Consider the following 17018-nt stretch of genomic DNA (forward strand, 5'->3'; position numbering starts at 1 on the left):
CTTCCAGCGCCGACTGTATCGCAGCCGCAGCTTTGCGCGCGCGCTCTTGCCAATCTTTTGAATAACCGAATTTGCCTGGGGATCGGGCACATCCAATCCACGTGGGGGATCACGCGGGGATGTCGACCGGAGGCTTTGCCTTCACTCCAACAGCAAAGAACGGAGATTATCAATGAATGATCCGGATCGCGTCGGGGTTCACCTGACGTCGGAAGAAGCGCAGGAAATCCACAAGGGTTTCATGGGCACTTTTGGCCTCTATGTGGCCATCGCGCTTGTCGCACACGCTCTCGTGTATTTCGATAAGCCCTGGTTCCCACTTTAATCAGCGCTTTGTTGCGCCGGATGCGCTGGGCTTTGCCTGTGTCTGCCGGCTCACTTGCAACTGACAACTTTTAAGGAATTTTCTCATGTGGAGAATTTGGCTCTATTTCGATATCCGCCGGGCACTGGTTGGCCTGCATGTCGCACTCGCAGTGTTGGCATTCACCATCCACTTCATCCTGCTCAGCACGGACAAGTACAACTGGCTCGATGATTCCCAAATCAAGGGCGCTGGTCCTGCTGTGACAACAGCAGCAGCCGCAGCTCCGTCGGAACTTCCGACGAACAGCTAAAGCAGACCATAATGTGAGGGGGCAGGTTCGCCTGCCTGCCTCCTAACATTGGCTACAAATTTCTAGAACCCGCCTCTCGGGCGGGAAGGATGGACCTATGGCGCTCCTTAGTTTTGAGCGGAAATACCGCGTGCGCGGTGGCACATTGATCGGCGGCGACCTTTTTGATTTCTGGGTTGGCCCGTTTTATGTCGGCTTCTTTGGAGTGACGGCGGCCATCAGCGCTCTTCTTGGCACGATGCTGATTTTTGCAGCCGCTGCCGAAGGCCCCACTTTAAACCCCTGGCTGATCGATATTCAGCCGCCTCCGATTGACGCAGGCCTGGCTATCGCTCCGATGGCTGAAGGCGGATACTGGCAGATCATCACGATCTGCGCGGTTGTCGCGTTTGGTTCGTGGGTTGGCCGTCAGGCCGAAATCAGCCGCAAGCTAGGCATGGGCTATCATATCCCGATCGCCTTTTCGGTGGCCGTGTTTGCCTATGTGACACTCAATGTGATCCGGCCGTTCTGGATGGGCGCATGGGGACACGGATTTCCCTACGGCATTTGGAGCCACCTCGATTGGGTTTCGAACACCGGATATATGTTTGTGAATTTCCACTATAATCCGGTTCACATGCTGGCGATCACGTTCTTCTTTACGAACTGCCTCGCGCTGGCATTGCATGGCGGTCTGGTGCTGTCGGCGGTGAACCCGTCAGAAGGCACAGATGTCAAAACACCGGAATATGAAGACACCTATTTCCGCGATTTCATCGGCTATTCGGTCGGCACATTGGGCATTCACCGCGTTGGCCTGTTCCTCGCTTTGAGCGCCGGGTTCTGGAGCGCGGTCTGCATCGTGATTTCAGGCACGCTGGTCACAGGAAGCTGGGTCGATTGGTGGGACTGGTGGAAAGAAATTCCGGTCTGGTCGTGAGGAGTAAATAAGCAATGGCTACATATCAAAACATCTTCACCCAGATCCAGGTCAAAGCCGCTCCCGAAGCGGGCGTGCCGCATATTGACGGCAGCGAGCCGCGTATTCCGATCACGGGATACAGCTATTGGATGGGCAAATTTGGACAAGCGCAGCTTGGTCCGATCTATCTGGGCTGGCTTGGCCTAATGTCCTTCGCCTTTGGCGGCGCAGCGATCATGATTATCGGCCTGAATATGGCAGCGGACGTCAATTGGAGCCCGCAAGGTTTCATGCGCGAGTTTTTCTGGCTCTCGCTTGATCCTCCCGGCCCCGAATATGGCTTTAGCCCGTTTGTGCCCCTGAATGAGGGCGGCTGGTTCATCATGACCGGCGCGTTCCTGTCGATCTCAGTTCTGTGCTGGCTGGCGCGGACGTATTACCGGGCCAAAGCTTTGGGCATGGGGCTGCATATCTTCTGGGCGTTTTCGTCGGCTGTATGGCTGTTTGCAGTGCTGGGCTTTATCCGCCCGCTTCTGATGGGCAGCTGGGCCGAAGCGGTGCCTTATGGCATTTTCCCGCATCTGGATTGGACGAACAATTTCTCGCTGATTTACGGCAATCTGTTCTACAATCCATTCCACGCGCTCTCGATTGTCTTCCTGTATGGATCGGCAATCCTGTTCGCGATGCACGGCGCGACGATCCTTGCTGTGGGCCGGTATGGCGGCGAACGTGAGATCGAGCAGATCACTGATCGCGGCACAGCATCGGAGCGAGCCGGCCTGTTCTGGCGCTGGACCATGGGCTTTAACGCCACGATGGAATCGATCCACCGCTGGGCATGGTGGTTTGCAGTGCTGACGACGCTGACAGGCGGCATCGGCATTCTGCTGACCGGCACAGTGGTCGATAACTGGTATGTCTGGGCGCAAGAGCATTATTACGCGCCCAAATGATGCAGCTTACCTGATGGCCTGATGCGGCCAAGGGGGTGATGCGGATCTTCCCCTGAACCGCAAAAGGCCTTCCCCGAAGCCCGGCCTCTCTCGTTTGAGATGCCGGGCTTTTTCGTGGGCGGAATTTAGGTTAGCGAAGGTCTGCTGTGTGCGGGGTCACAGCGGAAGCGGCGACCGGCTGGGCCTTAAACGGCAGCGGGAAATGTTCTGGGGCCTTGGCATTCGCCAGCAGAAGAGCCCGGTGGCCCCTTACTCAACCTGGCCCCAACCCAGCTCCAAACAGGCCTGACCTACTGAACCCGTTCAGTCCTCTCCGGGTTCCGCCTGCGCAGCCGCACGTTCGCGCAGCTTGATATCCATGATGTGCACCGGAAAAGACAGCGCCAGCGGCAGCGCGGTCCAGTACCATTCTGCCCCGACCATCGCGGCGCGCAGACCAAGCACGATCAACGCCGCCGGTCCAAGCAGCCCCAAAATCGGGCCCCAATCCCAGCAGCGTGTGCGCAGCCATAAAGCCTCGGCCGCCAGCACGCCCAGCACAATGTCCGCGCTGTGTCCGGCGCTGAACAACCAGTGGATGGCGCTGTCAGTCATGGATGGGCTTTGCTTTTCAAAGACGCTCCGCGCCCGAAATCTCGCACGCGCGGTGCCGGTTCAAGCAGGGTTTCAGCCAAATGGCGCGTTCAGATCGACCACCGCCCAATTGAGCGCTGCAGCCACGCTGACCCATGCCAGATACGGCACCAAAGCCAGGCTGGAAATGCGCGAATAGCGGCCGCAATAAACGATCAATCCGATGATCGAGAGCCACAATACGCTCACTTCGGCCATGGCCCAATCCGGGCGCTGCATGCGGAAAAACAGCAGGCTCCAGATGATGTTGAGACAGCCATTCATCGCAAACAGCACCACAATGCGCTGCGCCACGCGCGCAGTTGGCGCAGCGCGCCAGGCGGTGATGGCCGACACAGTAATCAGCGCAAATACCGCCGTCCACACCATCCCGAATATCGGATCAGCCGGCGTCCAGGATGGCTTTGCAAGGCTCTGATACCAGGGGCCAGTATCGGTCATAAATGCGCCCATGGCCGCCACTGCAAGAGCCGCGATAGTGGCCAGAACAATCGGGATAACACGCGTTGCGCGAACAGCCATATTCATGATCTTGTCGCCTCTCTCAAGCCCAGAAGATGGGCGGTATCCTTCAGGAATATCTTCACATGCGCCATGGGTTTGGAGCGCACGAGCTTCTTGTTCATATAGGCCTGCCAGGTGAGGTGCTGGACATCTTTGTCATCGCACATGCTGACAAACCTCTCGCGGCGCTTGTCGCTGGAATACCAGAAATATTGCATCATACCCAAAATCCAGAAAACGCGGCCATGGTCTTTCATGAAACGTTTGCGCGCGCTGCGCAGCGCTTTGGCTTCGCCTGTGGCGAGGAACTGGCTGGCAGCTTCGGCAACATAGCGCCCGCCGGTCATGGCGTAATAGATACCTTCGCCCGATGCCGGAGCGACGATCCCTGCTGCATCGCCCGCCACGATCACATCGCGGCCATTATCCCAGCGTTTCAAGGGTTTGAGCGGTATCGGTGCGCCTTCGCGGCGCACGGTCTCGCACCGGGCAAGGCCCAGATCATCGCGCATGGTCGATACCGCGCCGCGCAGGGAAAAGCCCTTGTTCGCGCTGCCAACGCCAATGCTGGCTGTGTCGCCATGCGGAAAGACCCAGGCGTAAAAATCGGGCGAAAGGCGTCCCTGATAGAACACATCGCAGCGCGCCGCATCGAACGCTTCGGTGTCATTGTCAGGGGATTTGATGATCTCGTGATAGGCGAACACGCATTTCATCCGCTCTGCCCCGTCGAGGCATTGTTTCGCGACAGAGGACCGTGCGCCATCTGCGCCAATGATGCAGCGCGCGCGAATGCGTTCAATCGGGCCGCCGCGCTGTGTGCGGTAAGTAACAATGGGATGCTCTGCGTCATCGCGCTCGACTTTTTCGAAAGTGCCCGGTAGCCGCTCCACACCCGAGCGGCGCGCGCGTTCGCGCAGCCATTCGTCAAATTCATCGCGGTCAACCATGCCGACATAGCCGATCTCGCCCACGGGCATATCGACCGCCCGGCCCGATGGCGCGATCATTCGGGCAGAGCGCGCGCGTGCGACCAGCAGGCTTTGCGGGATGTCGAAATCTTCCATCATCCGGGGAGGCACGGCGCCGCCGCACGGCTTGATCCGGCCGCCGCGTTCAAGGAGGCATACCGAGTGGCCGGCCTGCGCCAAATCGTTTGCGGCCGTGGCCCCTGCTGGCCCGCCGCCAATGATGACTGCGTCGTAAATTGTCTCGCTCATGCGAAAGCCTCCGCTTCTTGATTGACCCCATCGCGCGTGGTCCGCCGCCCAGCAGCAACCCCCAGCGCAAGCACCGCGGCAAGCACGAACAGCGCTGCCTCAATGGAAAAGATGATCTGGAACGCAGCTGAATTGTTGCCAGTGATAGCCAGCGCGATGTCGCGCCCCCCTGCCCCCAGCAATCCGCCAAGGCCAAAGGCAATCGCCTGGCTCGCGCCCCATACGCCCATGCGCACCCCTTCGCGCGTTGTTTTGCCCGCGCCTGCCAGACCCATCATGGAACCGATGGCAGCAACCGCGAAAATGCCATTGCCCAGACCCAGCGCAAACACATTGATCGCAAGCGGCCAGCCCGGCCCTACAGCAGAGGCCAGCGCCAGTCCGCACAAGGCCGCAGCGGACATAAGGCATCCGCCAATGATCCAGAGCCGCAAATTGGATGTCAGCTTGCCTTTGAACGCGCTGCCGCCAATCCCTGCGACAATCATTCCCAGCAAAATGCCGCCTTGATGCTGGCCGCCCAGCTGGGTGGATTCGCCCGGTGTCATCGCAAACACCAGCCCGGCAAACGGTTCAAGGATCAGATCCTGCATGCTGAACGCGATCATCGATACAAAGATGAAAACTGTGAAGCGGCGCGCGGCTGTTTCATTCCAAATCTCGGACAAAGCCTTGCGAAAATCGGGCGCGGGCTCGCTCTTTTTGGTTTCTGCAAAAACGATGTGCCCCGTATCCAGCCGGAACGTGGCCAAAGCCGTGATGCACAAAACGATCGCAGCCAGTCCGCTTGCCACCGACATCAGCCGGGCAGGCGAATAAGGATCGAGCAATTGGCCCACAGTGATGGCGGAAATGACAATCCCTGCAACCATCATGATCCATGTCGTCGCCGCTGCGGCTGCGCGCCTTTGCGGGGCAACACCGGAGGCAAGCAGCGCCAGCGCCGATGTACCCGCCATGCCAACGCCAATGCCGATCGCGGTGTAGGCGGCAATGGCCAGAGCTATGCTGGCGGCAAAGTCGGCCTTCATCATGGGAGTCGCATAAGATGCGAGCAGCGCGCCCGCGGCCAGAACCATCATACCGCCCATGATCCACGGCGTGCGCTTGCGGCCCTGGTCAGAGCCGTGCCCCCATAACGGGCGGGACAGCTGCACCCCGTAATGCCAACCGACCAATCCCGCCGGAATAGCCGCAATCAGCCCGTATTCGACCACCATCAAGCGGTTCAAAACGGTGGTCGACAACATGACCAGCGCGCCAAGCGATGCCTGCACCAAGCCAATGCGCGCAATGGCAAACCAGCCAAAGCCTGTCGCAGATGCGCCAATAGATGCGCCAATAGATGCGCCGCCAGATCCACCAGTGCGAGCGAGCGAAGCCATCAGATATAGCCCCCCAGCCCAAACGCCGCCGCCAGCATGCCCAGCACATAAAGGGTCACGCCAACCCCGTTATACCACGGCGCGTATTTGCCCGGATCGCTGAGCAGGCGCGGCATGGCGGCGATCTGCGCAGCGAGCACACCGGCCACAATCAGCGCCGAGAGCGAGTATCCCCACAAGGCCAACAGCGCGATCACGGCAAGCTGCGCCAGCGCCATGGTCACGCAGGCAAGCCGCGCCGCACCGCCCACTCCCATCGTAACGGGAAGCGATTTGAGCCCGGTTGCGCGGTCCCCTTCGACCGCTTTAAAATCATTGAGCGTCATGATGCCGTGCGCCCCGATGCTATACAGCGTCAGCACGATCAGCACATACGCAGATGGCAAAGCGCCCAGCAACACGGCCGCGCCTGTGAACCAGCTCAACCCTTCATATGTGAAGCCGACCACGGCAGGCCCTGTCCACCCGCTTGTCTTGAAACGAAATGGCGGCGCGGAATACGCCCATGCAAGCGCAAGCCCGACCAACCCTGCGGCAAACACCCACGGCCCCAGCAGCCAAGCCACAATTGCAGAAATGCCCGTGCCGATCAGCGCGATATACAGGCCCCAGCGGCCCGCTATGCGGCCAGAGGGGATCGGGCGATCGGGTTCGTTGATCGCGTCCACTTCGCGGTCGAACCAATCATTGACCGCCTGGCTTGTCCCGCACACCAGCGGCCCAGCCAGCAAAATGCCGCCTGCGACAAACCACAAGCGGCCATCCAGCCCTGCCCCTGATGAAATAGCGCCGCACATGAATGCCCACATGGGCGGAAACCAGGTGATGGGCCGTAAAAGCTGCACAACATCACGAAGCGCCGGAAGCGGCGCGGCGCGAGTCGAAACGGCCTGTTTTTCCATGCTGACAAGTTACGTGTGACAATACAAAGCGTCAAATTATTTTGACACTCTTATCCCGGCATAGGCCGCTTTTGCGCCGAAATGTCCCATCAGGAGGCAAATTTCGCCCCTTGTGGTGACATGAATGTGTCCAATTTTGCGGAATGAAGGGGCAGATTGGGGCCGGCCTTGCCGCCAATTACACCCTGCTTGCAGGGGCCTTACCCCCGGCTAAGGCGTTACGGGGGTGCCTATTCAGGATCGCTAGCGAGATTGCCGAGGCCGTAGCGATGCAGCTTGGAATACAGGCTTTGGCGCGACAGGCCGAGGATTTCGGCGGCCGATGCGCGATTGTCCGAAGTGTAAGAGAGCGCCGCCTCAATGCACAAACGCTCAATCAAATCAGTGCTTTCGCGCACAATATCCTTAAGCGGCATCCGTCCGACCAGATCGGTCAGCTGGTCCACGGAACGGGGCAAATCCTGCGATCCGGGTGGCAGATCGCGCAAACGGCGGCCAATCGGGCGGATGACAAAGGCGTAAAGCGGCTCCTCGCCTCCGCTGCGAACCGCGGACAATTCCACTGGCTCACCATCAATTTCATCGCCTGCCCGCAGCACAGTGCTGACATTACGAGCTGCGCCATGCTGGCTGATCTGGTTTTCGATCAGATCAAGGTCAATGCCGGGTCTGCCAATGGTTTCAGACAGGTGCTGGCCGCGCAATTGATCAAAGCTGGCCGCATGGACCAGTTCAACAAAGGCCTGATTGGCGCTGACAATCTCCATATTTGCATTCGCCACCACGAAAGCATCAGGCATATTTTCAACAAGGTCTGCGACCGGCGATGGCTCAGCCGCGCCGCCTTCGCCGTGGGGAACCAGCCGAACAAGCAGAAATTGCCCGCGATCCTGAGTGAAACCGGCCATGGATGCCGCAACTTCGCGCGCCCCTTTCGCCAGTGTGATCGTGGCAGGGCCGATGGAATCGGCAGCCAAAGCCGCGCCCACCATGGCTTGCAAGGGATCGCGCGATGCACGGTCGATCAGGCTGAGCAATTTTTTGCCCGGCAAACTGCCCAAACGCGCGCCGACAAGGCTGTGCGCAGCAGGGTTTGCCTCCCTTATGCGCAGGCTCGATGCCTCAACAATCATCACTGGCTCTGCCGAAAGATCGAACAGCATGCGATAGCGCGATTCCAGTTGACGCATTGTCAAATAATCACGCTCAAGTGATTGTTGCACTTGCAAAAGTCGCTGCTGCAATTTGCCCGCATCGCGCAGATCGCGGCCAAAGGCGATGAAATGATCGCCATCATTGACGCTTAAAACGGCATAGCGGATCGGCACATCGCCGCTGCGTGAGGGATGGTTGACCTGACGCCAATGCTGCACTTCGCCCCGGCGCGCAGCAGCCAGCATTTCCATGATCTTGGGCTGGCTTTCGATTGTGACCGTTTCGATCCAGTTTTCGCCTGCCCATTCGCCAAACTCGGGAAATTCCTTGGGATCAAAGGCTGCATCAAGGATGGTGCCGGTGTCATCCAGAACGAGAGTGACATCGCCTGCCACCATCGCCAATTTCATGGCGGCTTCGGAATCGAGCGTGTCGAACAGGTTGGCGGCATCGCCAAACGGGTTCTTGCCTTCGAGCGAATGTTTGCGGGAGAGCATGGGCATTGCGGATTACCGTAAAGTAAGCGCTTTGCGCGCGGGAGATGCTTCAACCAGGTTTTCCGCCAATTTTAGCGCCCCATGCGCATCTTTTGCGGTTCCATCTGCGCGGACCTCATCGACCAGGCCCGGATTGGCATTGACCATGTTTCCGCCGATCAGGACCGTGATGTCTGGATTGGCGGAAATGCCGCGTATTGTCTTGATAAGACTGGCAATCACTGACACGGAAAAATCGCGCGTGATCGTAAGGCAGACAAGGTCAAACGGTTTGCGCGACATCCGGTCAAGCAATTCGCGCCGTTGGGGTTTGATTATCAGCTCGCTGAGCCAGCCATGTTTGGCGAAAATCTCCTCGAGCATCTGCGCGCCAAATGCGTGTGTATCCCCCGGCATGGGCGAAAACAGCGCGGTGCCGGGAATAACCGATTGCGAACGCCTGCCCGGCGTGCGCGCAGACAATTCGCGCATCACTTCCTGAAGGCGCCAAAGACCCATGGTAACGTCGACAAAATCGCATTCATCCGTGCACCACATCTCACCCAGATGGCGCGCGGCAGGTGCCAGCACATCGACACAGATCGTGTCGAAACTGATGCCGTCCTTGATAAGTCCGTCAATGTGATCGAGCAGATCGCCCGCTTCCAAATGGAGCGGAAGACCAGCAAAATCAGCAGCTTTCACAGATAAAGAGAGTTTTTCCGCAGAGTGCGTATCGGCATCGCCGTCAACCACTTTGGGCGCCGAATGCACCATCATCAGTCGCGGAATAAGCTCGCTTTCGATCACATCATTGATCGGATCTTGCGAGAGCATATCGGCCAATGCCCCCGCGCCGAAATTTGCTGCGGTGTCAGCCGGTTTGGATTTTCCGCGGCCCAACGAACGGTCCATGACTTTGCGCAAGGCCGCTGTCGCAGCGCCTGCCGGCTGGATGTTTCGTGAGCCTGCGCCCTTGGATGCTGTCATAACGACCCTCCCAGGCCTCCGGGTGGTTCAGCCCGGTCCGTGACGCGAGTTCGCGTCAACGCCGAGGGTCTCTTCCAAACCTTCCGAGTCCAACACTCGACAAGACAAGCCATAGGCTACAATCGCCCCTGCTGCAATGTCTGCGTCAATCACGCTCCAGTGTGTAACTTTATTATTACGTCAATAAGAGTTGACACTTTCCGGGCGAAGGGCGTAATTCCTGATTCTGACAGGAAGGGTAAACGCTTAATGACTCGGACGGATCACGTATCCCCAGTCCAACCAGGCCCGGTCGAACCCACGGCAGCAGCCCGGTCGAGCGAGAGAGAGGCAGCGCGCACCGCGCTTTACACGCCAGCTGAACGCCAGCGGCGCGATGAAACGCGCTGGACGATGGTGCAGGGTCTGCTCGCTCCCTTCCAATTTCTGGTCTTCCTCATCAGCCTCACGCTGGTCATCCGCACGCTGGCAACAGGCGAAGGCGCGTTTGCCGCTGATATCTCCATCGTCGTAAAGACGCTGGTGCTTTACGCGATCATGGTCACCGGTTCGATCTGGGAAAAGGTCGTGTTTGGCAAATGGCTGTTTGCCCGCGCATTCTTTTGGGAAGATGTGTTTTCGATGGCGGTGCTGGCATTGCACACGCTGTATCTGGTGATGCTGTTTGGCGGCATTGGTTCGGTTGAGCAGCGCTTGTTTGTCGCTTTGGCCGCCTATGCGACCTATGTGATCAATGCAGGGCAATTCCTGTGGAAGCTGCGGATGGCGCGGCTTGAGGCGCCGATGGCTCAGGCGGTGCCCGCATGAATGTGGCCGCCACTCTTACCGGCTGCGATACGCTGGAGGCCCCGCGCACTGAACGTCCGGTCCTGCGCGAACGCGGACAGCGCGAAGTGTTCTGCGGGCTCACGGGCATCGTTTGGCTGCATCGCAAAATGCAGGATGCGTTCTTTCTGGTGGTTGGATCGCGCACCTGCGCGCACCTCCTCCAATCAGCCGCTGGCGTGATGATCTTTGCAGAACCCCGCTTTGCCACCGCGATCATGGAAGAGCGCGATTTGGCCGGCATGGTCGATGCGCAGGACGAGCTTGACCGGGTGGTTGACCGCTTGCTGGCTCGCCGCCCCGATATCAAATCACTGTTCCTTGTCGGATCTTGCCCGTCTGAAGTTATCAAGCTTGATCTTGCGAAAGCAGCCGAACGTCTTGGCGCGCGCCATATGCCTGATGTCCGCATCCTGAATTATTCAGGCAGCGGAATTGAGACGACTTTTACGCAGGGCGAAGATGCCTGCCTTGCAGCGCTGGTCCCTGAAATGCCTGCTCTGGCGGCGGATAGCGCGCAAGAGCTGCTGATTGTCGGCGCGCTTCCTGATATTGTCGAAGATCAGTTTTTGCGCCTGTTCGATCAGCTTGGAATTGACCGTGTTGGCGTTCTGCCCGCGCGCAATGCCCGCGATCTGCCCTCAGTGGGGCCAAATACCCGTTATCTGCTCGCCCAGCCTTTCCTGTCCGACACGGCCATGGCGCTTGAAGGACGCGGGGCGACCCGCCTTGATGCTCTGTTCCCGTTTGGCGCTGAGGGAACCGAAGACTGGCTTCGCGCAGCTGCCGACGCCTTCGGAATTGACCCTGCCCATTTTGAAACGGTGATCGCGCCGGGACGTGAGCGGGCCAAACGCGCCATCGCGCATTCTCTGGAAGCTCTCGAAGGCAAACGCATCAGCTTCTTGCCGGATTCCCAATTGGAAGTGCCGCTCGCGCGGTTCCTCAGCTCCGAGCTGAACATGCAGCCTATCGAGGTTGGCACGCCGTATCTCCACCGCACGCATTGCGCGCGCGAGCTTGACCTTCTGCCGCCAAACACACGCATCAGCGAAGGCCAGCATGTCGACAACCAATTGGACCGCGTGCGCGCAGACAAACCTGATCTGACCGTTTGCGGCCTGGGCCTTGCCAATCCGCTGGAGGCGGAAGGGTTTTCAACCAAATGGGCGATCGAGCTCGTCTTCTCGCCAATTCACGGCTTTGATCAGGCCGGCGATCTTGCAGAACTTTTCGCCCGGCCCCTGCGCCGCCGCGACAGGCTGGAGGTGTAGCAGATGCAGCTTTCGGTCTGGACATATGAAGGCCCGCCCCATGTCGGCGCGATGCGCGTGGCCACCGCGATGGAGAAGCTGCACTATGTGCTGCACGCTCCGCAGGGTGACACCTATGCGGATCTGCTTTTCACCATGATCGAACGGCGCGGCAAACGCCCGCCTGTCACTTACACCACATTCGAAGCGCGCGATCTGGGCAAAGACACTGCCGAATTGTTTCAAACCGCCGCGCGAGAAGCTGCGGAGCGTTTCAAACCGCAGGCGATGATTGTCGGCGCATCGTGCACCGCAGAGCTCATCCAGGATGATCCCGCTGGCCTTGCCGAAGCGATGGACCTGCCCTGCCCTGCGATCCCGCTGGAATTGCCGAGCTATCAGCGCAAGGAAAACTGGGGCGCTGCCGAAACCTTCTATCAGATCGTGCGCGGGCTGGCTGACAAGGACGTGACGCGCGAACCACGCGAAGGCAGGAAAGCGCGCGCCAATATCCTTGGCCCCACCGCGCTTGGTTTCCGCCACCGTGATGATCTGGTTGAGATCAAGAAGATTCTCGAACAACTGGATGTCGAAGTGAACCTGGTCGCCCCATTGGGCGCGACCCCGCATGACATCACCCGGATCGGCAATGCCGATTTCAATATCTCCCTTTATCCCGAAATAGCAGATGAAGCGGCCCGCTGGCTGACACGCACGTTCAAACAGCCAACGGTTCGCTCAATCCCTATCGGCGTGGGCGCCACACGCGCTTTCATTGCCGACGTCGCCGAGTTGGCAAGTGCAGATCCCACGCTTGCCCTCGGCGACACCCATTCCCGCATGCCATGGTGGAGCCGAAGCGTCGATTCGACCTATCTCACCGGCAAACGCGTCTTCATTTTTGGCGATGCGACCCACGCCGTTGCAGCGGCGCGTATCGCGCGTGATGAGCTGGGCTTCGAGGTCTGCGGCCTTGGCTGTTACAACCGCGAATTTGCCCGCGAAATCCGCGAAGCTGCCAAGCTTTACGGTGTCGAACCGCTGATCACCGACGATCATCTCGCAGTCGAAGAAGCGATCATCGAAGCCGCGCCGGAAATGGTTCTGGGCACGCAGATGGAACGCCACATCGCCAAACGGCTGGGCATGCCGTGTGCGGTGATATCCTCGCCTGTCCATGTGCAGGATTTCCCCGCGCGCCATTCCCCGCAAATGGGTTTTGAAGGCGCGAATGTGATCTTCGATACATGGGTCCATCCGCTGGTGATGGGGCTGGAAGAACACCTGCTCACCATGTTCCGTGAGGATTTTGAGTTTTCCGATGAAGCGGGCGCATCGCATCACGCTGCGCATTCGCCCCGCGCCCATATGCCAGCGGCTGCTGCGGCTCCGGCTCCGGCGGCGCAGGAGGGGGCAGAGGCTGATCCCATACCCGAACCCGAAGTGACCGCGTTTGATGGGGCAGTCTGGACCGACGAAGCCAGCCGCGAGCTGAAGAAAATACCGTTTTTCGTGCGCGGGAAAGCCCGCCGCAACACCGAAGCGTTCGCCGCCCAGAACAGCCGGGCACCGATAGATCTCGACACGCTTTACGATGCGAAAGCGCATTATGCCCGGTAGTGCGCGCCCCGCACCGCCTGCCCTGCGCAGCAAAGCGCCCGTCCGGGTTGCGATCATCACGCTCGACAATCACCTTAAAGGCGCAGCCGAGCGCGCCGGTGATCAGCTCGCGCGCGACAATATCGACCTCACTTTGCACGCCGCTGCGGATTGGGACCGCGACAGCGTCCATCTGGACGAGGCCAAAGCCGCGATTGCCGAGGCGGATATCGTCATTGCGACCATGCTGTTCCTTGACGATCATGTGCGCGCAATCCTGCCCGCCTTGGAAGAACGGCGCGAACATTGCGATGCCATGCTTGGGCTTATGTCGGCTGGCGAAGTGGTGAAGCTGACGCGGCTTGGCGGATACCGGATGGATGCGCCGGCCAAAGGACCACTGGCGCTGCTCAAAAAGCTGCGCGGATCGAAGAAACAGGGCGCATCATCGGGCGCGGGCCAGATGAAAATGCTGCGCCGCCTGCCTAAAATTCTCAAATTCATTCCCGGGACCGCGCAGGACGTGCGCGCCTATTTCCTTACGCTGCAATATTGGCTGGCGGGTTCTGACGAAAACGTCATCGCGATGGTGCGCGCGCTGATTGATCGGTATGCGGGCGGAGAGCGCATGGCACGCCGCGGCATCACCAAAGCCGATGCGCCGCGCGAATATCCCGAAACCGGCGTCTATCATCCCCGTACTCGTCAGCGCATTTCCGAAGGTTTGCGGCTGCTGCCTTCGCCCAAAGGCAAGAACGGCACTGTCGGGCTGATCCTGCTGCGCTCTTATCTGCTGGGCCATGATAGCGGCCATTATGACGGTGTGATCGAAGCGTTCGAAGCAGCCGGGCTTAATGTCGTGCCGGTCTTTGCCAGCGGCCTTGATGCGCGGCCTGCAATTGAGCGGTTTTTCTACGACAAACACGGCAAGCCCAGCGTGGATGCGATTGTAAACCTAACCGGTTTCTCGCTAGTGGGCGGGCCTGCTTACAACGATGCGGAAGCCGCGCGCGAAGTGCTCGGCGATATGGATGTGCCATATCTGGCTGCCCATGCGCTGGAATTTCAGACGATCGAGGAATGGCGAGGCCGCTCGCAAGGTCTGCTCCCGATTGAAGCGACAATGATGGTGGCGCTGCCCGAACTTGACGGCGGAACTGTGCCGAGTGTGTTTGGCGGGCGTACGAACACATCCGATGGCCCAGTTCGCACGATGACAGCCGATCCCGAGCGCGCGGGCGCATTGGCCAAGCGTGTGACCAAGCTGATCGAATTGCGCCGCTCCCAGCGCGCCGCGCGCAAGCTGGCCGTGGTATTGTTCAATTTCCCGCCCAATGCAGGCGCAACCGGGTCTGCGGCGTTTCTGGCGGTGTTCGAATCGCTTCATGCGACGCTCAAACGCCTCGCCAGCGAGGGATACAGCGTCGAAGTTCCCGAAAGCGTCGACGACTTGCGCGATGCTTTGCTCAAAGGCAATGCCGAACGATACGGCGCAGATGCCAATGTCGCCGCGCGCATTCCAGCGGACGAGCATGTCCGGCGCGAAGTGCATCTTGACGAGATCGAAGAGCATTGGGGCCCTGCGCCGGGCAAAGCGCAATCAGACGGCAGCAATATTCACGTGCTCGGCGCGCATTTCGGTAATGTCTTTGTGGGCGTGCAGCCTGCCTTTGGATATGAAGGCGATCCGATGCGGCTCTTGTTCGAAGGCCGCTTTGCCCCCACCCATGCGTTCAGCGCGTTCTACCGCTGGATCCGCGAGGATTTCGGCGCGCATTCGGTGCTGCATTTCGGCACCCATGGCGCGCTCGAATTCATGCCCGGCAAGCAAGTGGGCATGTCAGGTGATTGCTGGCCCGAACGGTTGATCGGCGATCTGCCCAATTATTATCTCTATGCGGCCAACAACCCCTCCGAAGGGATGCTTGCCAAACGCCGCTCGGCTGCCACTCTCGTCAGCTATATGACACCGCCTCTGGCGCAGGCGGGCCTGTATAAAGGCCTTACCGAGCTGAAAGAGAGCGTGGAGCGCTGGCGCATGTCGGATAGCGCGGCAGAGCGCGCCGATCTTGCCGAACTCATTACAGATCAATGTGATGCGCTCGATATTGAATGCGCGGATATTTCCGCACTGGGCGCGCAGCTTTACGAGCTGGAGCAAACGCTGATCCCGCATGGTCTGCATGTGCTTGGGCAAAACCCGCAAGGTGAAAACCGCGAGGATATGCTCGATGCGATGGTAGAGGCAGCCCAAACCGCTGGCGAAAGCGCAGACCGCGATGCCATGTCGGCCAAACTTGATGCGAGCGATGAACTTGGATCGCTGATCCATGCGCTGGATGGCGGCTATGTTCAGCCCGCCCCCGGCGGCGATATTGTCGCCAATCCCGACGTGCTGCCGACGGGCCGCAATGTCCACGGGTTTGATCCTTTCCGCGTGCCTTCCGCTTATGCCTGTATGCAGGGCCGCGATCAGGCTGAAAAGCTGATTGAGCGCCATATCGAAAGCGGCGATCCCTTCCCCGAAAGCATCGCAATGGTGCTGTGGGGCACTGACAATATGAAAACCGAAGGCGTCCAGATTGCGCAGGCGATGACGCTGATCGGGGCCAAACCGCGGCGCGATGCTTACGGCCGGCTGTGCGGGGCAGAGCTAATCTCGCTGGAGGAGCTGGGCCGTCCGCGCATTGATGTGGTGATGACCCTGTCGGGCATTTTCCGCGATCTTTTGCCTTTGCAAACGCGGATGCTGGCAGAGGCATCCTTGCTTGCCGCCAAAGCGGACGAACCCGTCACACAAAACTTCGTGCGCAAACACTCGCTTGCTCACGCTGAAAAACATGGCTGCGATATCGAAACCGCCGCTTTACGCGTCTTCTCCAATGCCGAAGGATCATACGGCGCGAACGTCAATCAGATGATCGACGGCGGCGCATGGGCAGACCCTGATGAACTCGCCAATGCGTTTGAGGTCAACAAAGGCTATGCTTACGGTGTCAGCGGCACACCCGTGCAGCAGCGCGACCTGCTTCAAAGCGCACTGGGCACCGTCGATTTCACTTACCAGAACCTCGAGAGCATCGAGCTCGGCATCAATGATGTCGATCAATATGTCGACGGGCTTGGCGGGGTCAGCCGTTCGGTTGCCAAAGCCAAAGGCGAAGACGCGCCGGTCTACATCCTTGATGCAACGCGCGGTTCGAAGGCGAAAGTGCGCACTTTATCCGAACAGATCGACCTTGAAGCGCGCACTCGCACGCTCAATCCCAAATGGTTTGAAGGCATGCTCGATCACGGATTTGAAGGCGTGCGCGCGATTGAAGGTCATGTGACGAGCACGCTGGGCTGGTCTGCCACTACGGGGCAGGTGAAACCGTGGGTGTATGAGCAGATCAGCGAGACATTCGTGCTCGATGAAGACATGCGCCGCCGCCTCTCGCAGCTCAATCCAAAAGCATCTGCGCGCGTTGCAGGCCGCCTGCTGGAAGCGTGTGACCGCCAATTGTGGACACCCGATGATGAAACACTCGCCGCACTGCGCGAGGCCAATGACGAACTCGAAGACCGCCTCGAAGGCGTGTTTGCGAGCGAAGGATAAG

15 protein-coding genes are annotated in these 17018 nt (G+C 59.3%); 8 read left to right on the forward strand and 7 right to left on the reverse strand.

Going from position 1 to position 17018, the window contains the following annotated elements; translation table 11 throughout:
• Positions 1-172: 172 nt before the first annotated feature.
• From pufB to pufM, 4 genes are all read left to right on the forward strand, one after another.
• Complete coding sequence (gene pufB, locus AC0V6L_RS02175; RefSeq protein WP_486147706.1) at positions 173-325, forward strand: light-harvesting antenna LH1, beta subunit; 153 nt, start codon at positions 173-175, stop codon at positions 323-325.
• 85 nt (positions 326-410) lie between these two features.
• The gene (pufA, locus tag AC0V6L_RS02180) at positions 411-617 is read left to right on the forward strand and encodes a light-harvesting antenna LH1, alpha subunit (RefSeq protein ID WP_486147708.1); all 207 of its coding nucleotides are present in this window, start codon (positions 411-413) and stop codon (positions 615-617) included.
• Between the two features lie 97 nt (positions 618-714).
• Positions 715-1539 (forward strand): photosynthetic reaction center subunit L, encoded by an 825-nt coding sequence (gene pufL, locus AC0V6L_RS02185; RefSeq protein ID WP_486147710.1) that lies wholly within the window; start codon positions 715-717, stop codon positions 1537-1539.
• A 14-nt stretch (positions 1540-1553) separates the two neighbouring features.
• Positions 1554-2477: a photosynthetic reaction center subunit M gene (gene pufM, locus AC0V6L_RS02190; protein ID WP_486147712.1), complete on the forward strand. Its 924-nt coding sequence runs from the start codon at positions 1554-1556 to the stop codon at positions 2475-2477.
• 303 nt (positions 2478-2780) lie between these two features.
• Here pufM and AC0V6L_RS02195 read toward each other — a convergent pair whose 3' ends face one another.
• From AC0V6L_RS02195 to AC0V6L_RS02225, 7 genes are all read right to left on the reverse strand, one after another.
• Entirely contained in the window at positions 2781-3071 is a 291-nt protein-coding gene (locus AC0V6L_RS02195; protein WP_486152713.1) for a hypothetical protein, read from the reverse strand.
• A gap of 72 nt (positions 3072-3143) precedes the next feature.
• The gene (locus tag AC0V6L_RS02200; RefSeq protein ID WP_486147716.1) at positions 3144-3638 is read right to left on the reverse strand and encodes a TspO/MBR family protein; all 495 of its coding nucleotides are present in this window, start codon (positions 3636-3638) and stop codon (positions 3144-3146) included.
• Positions 3635-4834, reverse strand: a complete 1200-nt coding sequence (locus AC0V6L_RS02205) for a geranylgeranyl diphosphate reductase (RefSeq protein WP_486152715.1) — start codon at positions 4832-4834, stop codon at positions 3635-3637. Before AC0V6L_RS02205 ends, AC0V6L_RS02200 begins: the two co-directional genes overlap by 4 nt.
• A complete protein-coding gene (locus tag AC0V6L_RS02210; RefSeq protein ID WP_486152717.1) occupies positions 4831-6219 on the reverse strand; it encodes a BCD family MFS transporter in 1389 nt (462 codons plus the stop codon). Before AC0V6L_RS02210 ends, AC0V6L_RS02205 begins: the two co-directional genes overlap by 4 nt.
• Positions 6219-7121 carry a chlorophyll synthase ChlG gene (gene chlG / locus AC0V6L_RS02215; protein WP_486152719.1) on the reverse strand — a complete coding sequence of 301 codons (903 nt, stop codon included), beginning with the start codon at positions 7119-7121 and terminating at the stop codon, positions 6219-6221. Before chlG ends, AC0V6L_RS02210 begins: the two co-directional genes overlap by 1 nt.
• A gap of 230 nt (positions 7122-7351) precedes the next feature.
• Positions 7352-8779 (reverse strand): transcriptional regulator PpsR, encoded by a 1428-nt coding sequence (gene ppsR, locus AC0V6L_RS02220; protein ID WP_486152721.1) that lies wholly within the window; start codon positions 8777-8779, stop codon positions 7352-7354.
• A gap of 6 nt (positions 8780-8785) precedes the next feature.
• Positions 8786-9742, reverse strand: coding sequence for a cobalamin B12-binding domain-containing protein (locus tag AC0V6L_RS02225; RefSeq protein ID WP_486152723.1), 957 nt, complete (start codon positions 9740-9742; stop codon positions 8786-8788).
• 249 nt (positions 9743-9991) lie between these two features.
• Here AC0V6L_RS02225 and bchF point away from each other — a divergent pair, with 249 nt between their 5' ends.
• The 4 genes from bchF to AC0V6L_RS02245 are packed head-to-tail and all read left to right on the forward strand — an operon-like array spanning position 9992 to position 17017.
• Positions 9992-10549: a 2-vinyl bacteriochlorophyllide hydratase gene (bchF, locus tag AC0V6L_RS02230; protein ID WP_486152725.1), complete on the forward strand. Its 558-nt coding sequence runs from the start codon at positions 9992-9994 to the stop codon at positions 10547-10549.
• The gene (locus AC0V6L_RS02235; protein ID WP_486152727.1) at positions 10546-11841 is read left to right on the forward strand and encodes a ferredoxin:protochlorophyllide reductase (ATP-dependent) subunit N; all 1296 of its coding nucleotides are present in this window, start codon (positions 10546-10548) and stop codon (positions 11839-11841) included. The genes bchF and AC0V6L_RS02235 overlap by 4 nt, the downstream gene beginning before the upstream one ends.
• 3 nt (positions 11842-11844) lie before the next feature.
• Entirely contained in the window at positions 11845-13440 is a 1596-nt protein-coding gene (gene bchB, locus AC0V6L_RS02240; protein WP_486152729.1) for a ferredoxin:protochlorophyllide reductase (ATP-dependent) subunit B, read from the forward strand.
• Entirely contained in the window at positions 13430-17017 is a 3588-nt protein-coding gene (locus AC0V6L_RS02245) for a magnesium chelatase subunit H (RefSeq protein ID WP_486152731.1), read from the forward strand. Before bchB ends, AC0V6L_RS02245 begins: the two co-directional genes overlap by 11 nt.
• Position 17018: the final 1 nt, after the last annotated feature.

This window comes from Erythrobacter sp. JB1-15, assembly GCF_057365035.1.